We start from the raw sequence: 7,920 nt of genomic DNA, 5'->3' as shown, positions 1-7,920 counted from the left end.
GCGCATCCGTCCGCCCTGCCTTCCGCCCGCTTCCCGCCCCGAATCCGCGCGGCGCGCGTCGGGGCCGCCGCTCGCCGCCGCCTGCGGCCCGGATCCCAAATCCCCGCCGCACGCTGGACGTTCCCGCCGCGACGACGGTCGCGACGTCCGGCCCGAGGGGGACGGAACCGCCGACGGTCCGGGTCGCGGTGGGGCGGACGGCCGTCCGCCGCTGCCCGGAAGCCACAGAATCCACCCCCGGCGTGCCCTACCCGGACACGCCCCGACTACGCACAAGCGCACAGATCCTCGTAGTGTCTGCTGCATGATGCAGACCGATACGGAGGCGCCGGTGAGCGTACGCGGCCTCACCAGTGCCGAAGTGGCCGAACGCGTCGCACGGGGGCAGATCAACGATGTCCCCGCGCGGTCGTCCCGGTCCACCTCAGAGATCGTCCGCGGCAACGTCTTCACGTTGTTCAACGGCATCATCGGGGTGCTTTTCGCGATCATCCTGGTTGTGGGGCCGATCCAGGACGGGCTCTTCGGCTTCGTGATCATCGCGAACGCCGGTATCGGCATCATCCAGGAACTCCGCGCCAAGCGCACGCTGGACAGCCTCGCCGTGATCGGCGAGGCCCGCCCCAAGGTCCGCCGCGACGGCGAGTCCGTGGAGGTCTCCACCCGCGAGATCGTCCTGGACGACGTCGTGGAGCTGGCACCGGGCGACAAGGCGGTGGTTGACGGCGTCGTCACCGAGGCCGAGAGCCTGGAGGTCGACGAGTCACTGCTCACCGGCGAGGCCGACCCGGTGCTGAAGAAGCCGGGCGACCCGGTCCTCTCCGGCAGCTTCGTGGTCTCCGGCGGCGGCACCTTCCGCGCCACCAAGGTCGGCCGGGAGGCCTACGCGGCGCAGCTCGCCGAGGAGGCGTCGCGCTTCACCCTGGTCCACTCCGAGCTGCGCAGCGGCATCAGCAAGATCCTCAAGTTCTGCATCACGCTGATGATCCCCGCCGCCATCGGCCTCATCATCAGCCAGCTCGTCGTCGAGCGGGCCGACACCTTCGAGGCGATCCGGCGCATGGTCGCCGGCATCGTGGTGATGGTCCCCGAGGGACTGGTGCTCATCACCTCGATGGCGTTCGCGATCGGTGTCATCCGGCTGGGCCGCAAGCAGTGCCTCGTCCAGGAGCTGCCCGCCATCGAGGGCTTGGCCCGGGTGGACGTCGTCTGCCTGGACAAGACCGGCACCCTCACCGAGGGCGGCATGGACGTCACCGACCTGCGGCTGCTGCGCCCAGCCGCCGTGACCGGCGCGGCCGGTGACGAGGGTGCCACCGGGAGCGGGACGCGGGACGGGGACGAGGACTACGTACGGGCGGTGCTGGGCGCGCTGGGCGCCTCCGACACCCGGCCGAACGCCAGCCTGAAGGCGATCATCGAGGCCTACCCGGCCGAGGACGACTGGCGCTCGACCGACGCGCTGCCGTTCTCGTCCGCCCGCAAGTTCAGCGGTGCCCACCTTGTCGGACCGGGTGGTGCCGAGGCGACCTGGCTGCTGGGCGCTCCGGACGTCCTGCTGCGCGACGGCGATCCTCAGCTGGAGGCCGTCGAGGAGCTGAACCGGCAGGGCATGCGCGTGCTGCTGCTCGCCCGCTCCGAGCGACCGCTGGCGGAGCTGGCCGCGCGCGACGGCAGCGGCGACCCCTCGCGGGACGTCGCGCCGGTGGCGCTGGTCGTCCTGGACCAGCGGCTGCGGCAGGAAGCGCCGGACACGCTGCGGTACTTCGCCGAGCAGAACGTCGATGCCAAGATCATCTCGGGTGACAACGCGGTCTCGGTCGGCGCGGTCGCCGCCAAGCTGGGGCTGCCCGGCGCCGAGTCCCCCGTGGACGCCCGGCACCTGCCGGACGACCCCGAGGAGATGGCGAAGGCCGTCGAGCGCGGTTCGGTCTTCGGCCGGGTCTCCCCGCAGCAGAAGCGCGACATGGTCACCGCTCTCCAGACCCGCGGCCACAACGTCGCGATGACCGGCGACGGGGTCAACGACGTGCTGGCACTGAAGGACGCCGACATCGGCGTCTCCATGGGCGCCGGGTCGGAGGCCACCAAGGGTGTCGCCCAGATCGTGCTGATGAACAACAGCTTCGCGACGCTGCCGTCGGTGGTGGCCGAGGGTCGCCGGGTGATCGGCAACATCGAGCGGGTGGCCAACCTCTTCCTGACGAAGACGGTCTACTCGGTCTTCCTGGCGTTCGCCGTGATCATCAGCCAGGTGCCGTACCCGTTCCTGCCGCGACACCTGACGCTGCTGTCGGCGTTCACCATCGGCATCCCGGCGTTCTTCCTGGCGTTGGCGCCCAACATCGAGCGGGCCCGGCCGCACTTCGTGCGACGGGTACTGCGGCTGGCGGTGCCGTTCGGTCTGATCGCCGGCGTCTCCACCTTCACGACCTACCTGCTGGCGCGGCACCACTACGGCGCCACGAGCGACACCCTGACCGCGGAGACGTCGGCGGCGACCCTGACGCTGTTCCTGTGCGCCATGGGTGTGCTCGCGATCATCGCGAGGCCGTACACCTGGTGGCGCCTGGGGCTGCTGCTCTGCATGGGCGGCGGGTTCCTCATCGTGCTGGTCACCCCGTTCCTGCGGGAGTTCTTCGCACTGGACCTGGTGGGAACGACCATGCCGCTGATCGCGGTCGGGATCGCCGGGGTCGCGCTGGTGCTGCTGGAGCTGTCCTGGCGGCTGGTGCCCCGGCGCTTCCCCGACAAGCCGGAGAGCGCCGAGGAGCGCCGCGCCGCCCGCCGCGAACGCCGCGAGGCCCGCTCCGGCGGGTAGCCCGCAGACCCGAACCGCACAGGGACGCCGCGCACCGTGACGGTGCGCGGCGTCCCTGTGCGTGCGGCGGCTTCTTTTGCGTCAACTGCACCGGATGCGTTGGGCAGTTGGGGTTCCCTCGTCGCGGCGCGCCTGGAGCCGGCAGGGCCCGGAACGCATCGGGAGGGCCGCCCTCTCTTCGGCTCTCCTCGACTCTCCTCGGGAGCGGCCCCCACGATGCGACGCGGAGCGGGCGGGCGCGCCGTACCGGCGGGAGGTGCCTGTCACCCGCGAACGGTCGAAGCGGTCAGGGCAGAGCGTCGAGAGCGAGGCCCCAGGGGAACTCCTCGGGCGGCGGGGACTTCCCGGGCGGGTGGGGCACCCACCCGCCGTCCCCGACCAGCACGCGCACGCCGACCCCGCGCAGTACGTCCACCGACCTCCCCCACTGCGGGTGGCCGGCAAGATCGGTGTTGATGCACGGGAGCACCACCAGGGGTGTCGTGCCGCCGACCGCCTTCATGGCCGTGCCCGCAACCTGGTGCGGGGTCAGCCCGAGCGCCAGGGAGTTGACCGTGTTGAGGGTGGCCGGGGCGACCACCACCGCATCCGCGTCGGGCCACGGGTGCCGTGCGAGCCCGGCGGGCCGGGGCTGAGTCCGCACCGGATGACCGGTGAGCTCCTCCAACGCCGCCAGCCGGTCGGCGCCGACCCACCCGCCGGCTGTCGGGGTGAGGCCCACGCAGACCTGCCATCCGCGCGTCTGGGCCTGCCGGATGCCGTCCGCCAGGTACTGGACCGGAGGCGCGGCGCAGCCCAGGAGGTGAAGGGTTCGCATTCCATGATCGTAAGCGCCCCCGAAGCGGGTGCTTCGGGGGCGCGAACGCCTGCGGAGACGTGTCGGAGCGAGCGTGGCTGCTGCCGACTCAGTCCGCCAGTCTCCCCTCGCGCAGACCGCCGACGAAAGCGGCGAACGCATCCGTCGGGAGCGACAGCACCGCGCCGGCGGGCGCCTTGGAATCACGCACCGGGACGGTGCCATCAGTGGCGGCCAGATCGGCCGACACCTGCACGCAGTCGCCGCCGTTGTCGCTGTAGGAGGAGCTGAACCAGCGCAGGACCTCAGGGGAACCAGCCGTCATGCCAGCCTCCCCTCGCGCACCCCGCCGACGAAGGCGGCGAACGCATCAGTCGAGAGCGACAGCACCGCGTCGGCGGGCGCCTTGGAATCACGCACCGGCACAGTGCCATCAGTGGCGGCCAGATCGGCCGACACCTGCACGCAGTCGCCGCCGTTGTTGCTGTAGGAGGAAGTGAACCAGCGGAGGGGTTGGGTCGTCATGAAGTGCCCTTTCCGTGCTGCGGGTTCATGGCCGCTCGGAGCGGCTTCGGCTCAGCGGGTGAGTCCGCCGTCGCGCACGCCGGTGACGAAGGCGGCGAACGCACCGGCGGGCAGCGTCAGCACCGCACCGGCGGGGATCTTGGAATCGCGCACCGGAACCGTGCCGTGGGGGGCGACGAAGTTGCCCGCCACCTCGACGCAGTTCCCACCGTTGTTGCTGTAGGAGGAGGTGAACCACTGGGGGGTATCGGTCGTCACGAGATGCCCTTTCGTACCTGCTCGATCATGGCCAGGGAGGCGGCCTGGCTGAGCGCTTCGGCCTGTAGCTGATGGTAGTTCCTCATCATCTGCGGCACAGCAGTGCTTTCCCGGTCCATGTGCCCCTGCGTCTGCGACTCGGCGTAGAGGACCAGCGAGCGATCGGGCAGCGTCAACAGGTTGATCGGCAGATCATAAGGCCGCCGCTCCCCCAGCGAGAACGGCGCGATCTGGAGGACGGTGTTCGGCAGCTCCGCGAACTCCAGCAGCGCCCCCAGTTGCTCGTCCATCAGCTGCGGACCGCCCACGATGCGCCGGATGCAGCTCTCGTCCATCACCGTCATCACCGTCGGCGGACGCTCCCGAGTGAGCGCCGCCTGCCGCTCGGCGAGGAACTCCACCCGCTCCACGGCCTGTTCAGCGCCGATGTCACCCCGGCGCACGGCGCTCTCCGCCAGGACGCGGGCGTAGGCCGGGGTCTGCAACAGGCCCGGGACGATGCCGATCTCGTACAGCCGCAGCTCCTCCGCGCGGGACTCGTACTCGACGTACTGCGGGAAGCCCTCCAGCAGCGATCCCTGCCGCAGCTCGCGCCATTTGCGTTCGAAGAGTCCCTCGGTGCGCAGCGCCTGGTCCGCATTGCGCGCGAAGCGCAAGGTCGGCAGTTTGCGACCGGTTTCGATGGATGAGAGATGGGTGCTGGAGTACTCCATTCGTCCGGCCAGCTCGTCCTGTTTCCACCCGCGGTCTTCGCGCCACTGGCGGACCAGCGCGCCGTATGCCGCCTGCGGAGAGCTGTCCGGGTCGAGCTCCTTGAGATTCATCGGTCCCCCACGGACTTCCTGTGCCGAATTGCCAGGTTGAGCGGCTTCTGACTCTAGGCCAACCTGACGGTGCCGGGTAGTGGAGTCGCTACGGAGAGGAGCGGCCGGTGGTTGTCGTGTCCAGCGGCAGGAATCGCGACCGGGGCGCGCGGTGTCCGGATCGCGCGGGTGGGTCGTGAACGCGGACGGGACCGACGACGCCGCGGATACGGCGCCGCCCGGCTCCCTGCGCGAACTGCTGCTCAGAAGCGCCGCGTTGGCCCGTGCCATTGATGCCCATCTGGAGGAGTTGAGAAAGTGCCGCACCACGGAAACCGGTTCGCCGGGCGCAGGGGGAACGACGGATCCGCCTGGTTCACCCGGACCGGGGACGGGGCGTTGACGCCACCGGGCCCGGTGGCCGGCGGGACGCGGGCGGACGGCTTCTGGTGCGAGACCGTCGTCCGGTGCCCCGACGCCGGGGGTGAGTGGTACCTGGGCGGGCGCTGGGCCGCCACCCCCGCCGAGGCGCTGCGGTGGCTGCGGTCCCAGGCCCTGCGACTGGCCGACGCCCTCGACCCTCGCCCCGGCGCGGGCCCGCTGCCGTCCGGCGCACTCGCCGCCGTTCCCTCCTCGCCGTGGGCCCCGGGCCGGGTGTTCCGCGACTGGGCGGACGACACCGCGTTCCAGCGGGTGCAGCAGGCGGCCCTGGCGAGCGGCCGTCCGGTCAGCGCCAACGCCCGGGGCCCGGACCGGGTGCACGGCCTCGGCGAGGTGGACGTCCTGTACTCGCTTTCCGCCCGCCCCGTGCTGCGCGGCGCCGCCGCCCGCCGACTGGTGCGCGTCACCTGACCCCCGCCCGCCCCCAGAGGGAGAGAACCGTGTTCGAGGAGATCAGCTTCGCCAACTCCGACAGGGAGGCGGTCGAGTCCGCCGCCCAGGAGTTGTTCAACCACGTCAAGCGACTGGGCGTCCGACTGGACGACATCGACGTGATCGACCCGTGCGACGTCTGCCGCCGCCCCGAGTACCAGGTGCACCTGGGTCGACTCACCGCCGAGGAGGTCCACACCCTCAACGCGGCGCTGAGCGGGCGGGTTTCGCGGGACTGAGCAGGCGGCGTCAGCCCAGGGGCCAGGTGGTCCCGGTCAGTTCCTCGGAGACGTCCCACAGCCGCCCGGCGACCGCCGCGTCCCGCGCCTTGGCGGATCGCCCCACCGGCTTCGGCGCACCGCGCCCCTGGAGGAACCCGCCGGGGCCGACGTAGCTGCCGCCGGGGAGGTCCGCCACCGCCGCGCACAACGTGGGCAGAGCACCGTCGTCGTCGCTCTGGGCGAGGAGACCGGTCACCGCGTCGCGGACCCTGGTGCGCGCGCCCGGTCGGTCGTTGGCGCGCAGCAGGTTGGTCGCGGCCATGCCCGGGTGCGCCGCCATGGCGAGGACCGGCGAGGCGGTGGCGGCCAGGCGGCGCTGGAGCTCCGCGGTGAAGAGGAGGTTGGCGAGCTTGGACTGCGCGTAGGCGGCCATGGGCCGGTAGGTCCGCCGCGTCCAGTTGAGGTCGTCGAAGTCGATCTCCCCTGCCCGGTGCCCCGAGGAGGAGACAGTCACCACGCGGCCGGTGACGCGCGGCAGCAGCAGGTTGGTGAGGGCGAAGTGCCCCAGGTGGTTGGTCCCGAGCTGCAACTCGAAGCCGTCGGCGGTACGGGCGAACGGCGGGATCATGACTCCCGCGTTGTTGATCAGCAGGTCGATCGGTCCGTCGAGGTCCGCCGCGAACGCGCGCACCGAGGACAGGTCCGCGAGGTCGAGCCGTGCCACCTCCACCCGGCCGGTCATGTCGGCGGCGGCCTTTCGGCCCCGCTCGGGGTCCCGCACGGCCAGCACCGTCCGAGCCCCCCGCGCGGCGAGGACCCGCGCCGCGACCCGGCCGATGCCGCTGTTGGCGCCGGTGATGACGGCGGTACGACCCGCCAGGGACGGCACGTCGGCCGTCGTGAATGTAGTCATGGACTACAAAGTAGACGGTGACAACAAAGTGGGCAACGCACACACCGGGACGGGTAGTCTCGGCGCTGTGCCAGAGACCACGGCCGACCGGCCCTACCACCACGGAAACCTGCGGGCCGCGCTCCTCGACGCTGCCGAGTCCCGGCTTCGGACGGCGGGCGCGGACCAGGTCTCGCTGCGGGACCTGGCTCGGGAGGTCGGGGTCAGTCACGCGGCTCCCCGACGGCACTTCGCCGACCGCCAGGCGCTGCTCGACGCGCTCGCCGAGACGGGCTTCGAGCGGCTGGGCGGCGTGCTGCGGGAGGCGCTCACCGGCGCCTCGGCGGAGTTCCCCGAGCAGGTGCGGGTCGTCATGACGGCCTACGCGCGTTTCGCCACCGAGAACGCGGCACTGTTGGAGCTGATGTACGCCGCCAAGCACCGACCGGGCGCGACGCGGATCGTGGCGGCGGCCGAGGCACCATTCGGCCTCATGAACGACCTGGTGGTGCGCGGGCAGGCCGAGGGCGTCCTGCGGGCGGGCGATCCGCAGCGCGTCGGGATCGTCGTGTTCGCCACGGTCCAGGGGATCGCCGCGCTCGTCAACGGCGGCTTCGTGGAGCGTGCGGCCCTCGACGCGTTGGTGGCCGACGCGACCGACCAGTTCCTGCACGGCGCCGGCCCGCTGCGGTAAGGCCCCCTGCGGTCACCGGCCTTCGACCGGTGACCGC

General features: G+C 71.7%; 10 protein-coding genes. 4 read left to right on the top strand and 6 right to left on the bottom strand.

The window, feature by feature from the left end; all coding sequences use genetic code 11:
- The first annotated feature begins 304 nt into the window (after positions 1-304).
- Positions 305-2,821, top strand: coding sequence for an HAD-IC family P-type ATPase (locus tag HCJ92_RS12245; RefSeq protein WP_167933555.1), 2,517 nt, complete (start codon positions 305-307; stop codon positions 2,819-2,821).
- 286 nt (positions 2,822-3,107) lie between these two features.
- Here the strand turns inward: HCJ92_RS12245 and HCJ92_RS12240 are convergent, their stop codons facing one another.
- From HCJ92_RS12240 to HCJ92_RS12220, 5 genes are all read right to left on the bottom strand, one after another.
- Positions 3,108-3,638, bottom strand: coding sequence for a flavoprotein (locus HCJ92_RS12240; protein WP_167933554.1), 531 nt, complete (start codon positions 3,636-3,638; stop codon positions 3,108-3,110).
- An 88-nt stretch (positions 3,639-3,726) separates the two neighbouring features.
- The gene (locus HCJ92_RS12235; protein WP_167933553.1) at positions 3,727-3,942 is read right to left on the bottom strand and encodes a DUF397 domain-containing protein; all 216 of its coding nucleotides are present in this window, start codon (positions 3,940-3,942) and stop codon (positions 3,727-3,729) included.
- Entirely contained in the window at positions 3,939-4,142 is a 204-nt protein-coding gene (locus HCJ92_RS12230; protein WP_167933552.1) for a DUF397 domain-containing protein, read from the bottom strand. Before HCJ92_RS12230 ends, HCJ92_RS12235 begins: the two co-directional genes overlap by 4 nt.
- A 51-nt stretch (positions 4,143-4,193) precedes the next feature.
- Positions 4,194-4,400: a DUF397 domain-containing protein gene (locus tag HCJ92_RS12225; protein WP_167933551.1), complete on the bottom strand. Its 207-nt coding sequence runs from the start codon at positions 4,398-4,400 to the stop codon at positions 4,194-4,196.
- On the bottom strand, positions 4,397-5,224 hold the full coding sequence (locus HCJ92_RS12220) for a helix-turn-helix domain-containing protein (RefSeq protein WP_167933550.1): 828 nt from the start codon (positions 5,222-5,224) through the stop codon (positions 4,397-4,399). The genes HCJ92_RS12225 and HCJ92_RS12220 overlap by 4 nt, the downstream gene beginning before the upstream one ends.
- Before the next feature lie 297 nt (positions 5,225-5,521).
- Between HCJ92_RS12220 and HCJ92_RS12215 the strand changes: the two genes are divergently transcribed.
- Entirely contained in the window at positions 5,522-6,055 is a 534-nt protein-coding gene (locus HCJ92_RS12215) for a hypothetical protein (RefSeq protein WP_167933549.1), read from the top strand.
- Between the two features lie 29 nt (positions 6,056-6,084).
- Positions 6,085-6,315, top strand: coding sequence for a hypothetical protein (locus HCJ92_RS12210; protein ID WP_167933548.1), 231 nt, complete (start codon positions 6,085-6,087; stop codon positions 6,313-6,315).
- 10 nt (positions 6,316-6,325) lie between these two features.
- On the opposite strand, the gene HCJ92_RS12205 is transcribed toward HCJ92_RS12210, so the two are convergent.
- Positions 6,326-7,210: an oxidoreductase gene (locus HCJ92_RS12205; protein ID WP_167933547.1), complete on the bottom strand. Its 885-nt coding sequence runs from the start codon at positions 7,208-7,210 to the stop codon at positions 6,326-6,328.
- 67 nt (positions 7,211-7,277) lie between these two features.
- Between HCJ92_RS12205 and HCJ92_RS12200 the strand changes: the two genes are divergently transcribed.
- Positions 7,278-7,883, top strand: coding sequence for a TetR family transcriptional regulator (locus HCJ92_RS12200; protein ID WP_167933546.1), 606 nt, complete (start codon positions 7,278-7,280; stop codon positions 7,881-7,883).
- Positions 7,884-7,920: the final 37 nt, after the last annotated feature.

It is taken from the genome of Streptomyces spiramenti, from assembly GCF_012034385.1.
Lineage (GTDB): Bacteria > Actinomycetota > Actinomycetes > Streptomycetales > Streptomycetaceae > Streptomyces > Streptomyces spiramenti.
This window is presented reverse-complemented; position numbering and strand designations above follow the sequence as displayed.

Bases quoted from the DNA above. Each gene is read 5' to 3' on its own strand.
- HCJ92_RS12220 (WP_167933550.1), bottom strand. From the start codon at position 5,224: ATGAATCTCAAGGAGCTCGACCCGGACAGCTCTCCGCAGGCGGCATAC.
- HCJ92_RS12235 (WP_167933553.1), bottom strand. From the start codon at position 3,942: ATGACGGCTGGTTCCCCTGAGGTCCTGCGCTGGTTCAGCTCCTCCTAC.
- HCJ92_RS12240 (WP_167933554.1), bottom strand. From the start codon at position 3,638: ATGCGAACCCTTCACCTCCTGGGCTGCGCCGCGCCTCCGGTCCAGTAC.
- HCJ92_RS12245 (WP_167933555.1), top strand. From the start codon at position 305: ATGATGCAGACCGATACGGAGGCGCCGGTGAGCGTACGCGGCCTCACC.
- HCJ92_RS12230 (WP_167933552.1), bottom strand. From the start codon at position 4,142: ATGACGACCCAACCCCTCCGCTGGTTCACTTCCTCCTACAGCAACAAC.
- HCJ92_RS12205 (WP_167933547.1), bottom strand. From the start codon at position 7,210: ATGACTACATTCACGACGGCCGACGTGCCGTCCCTGGCGGGTCGTACC.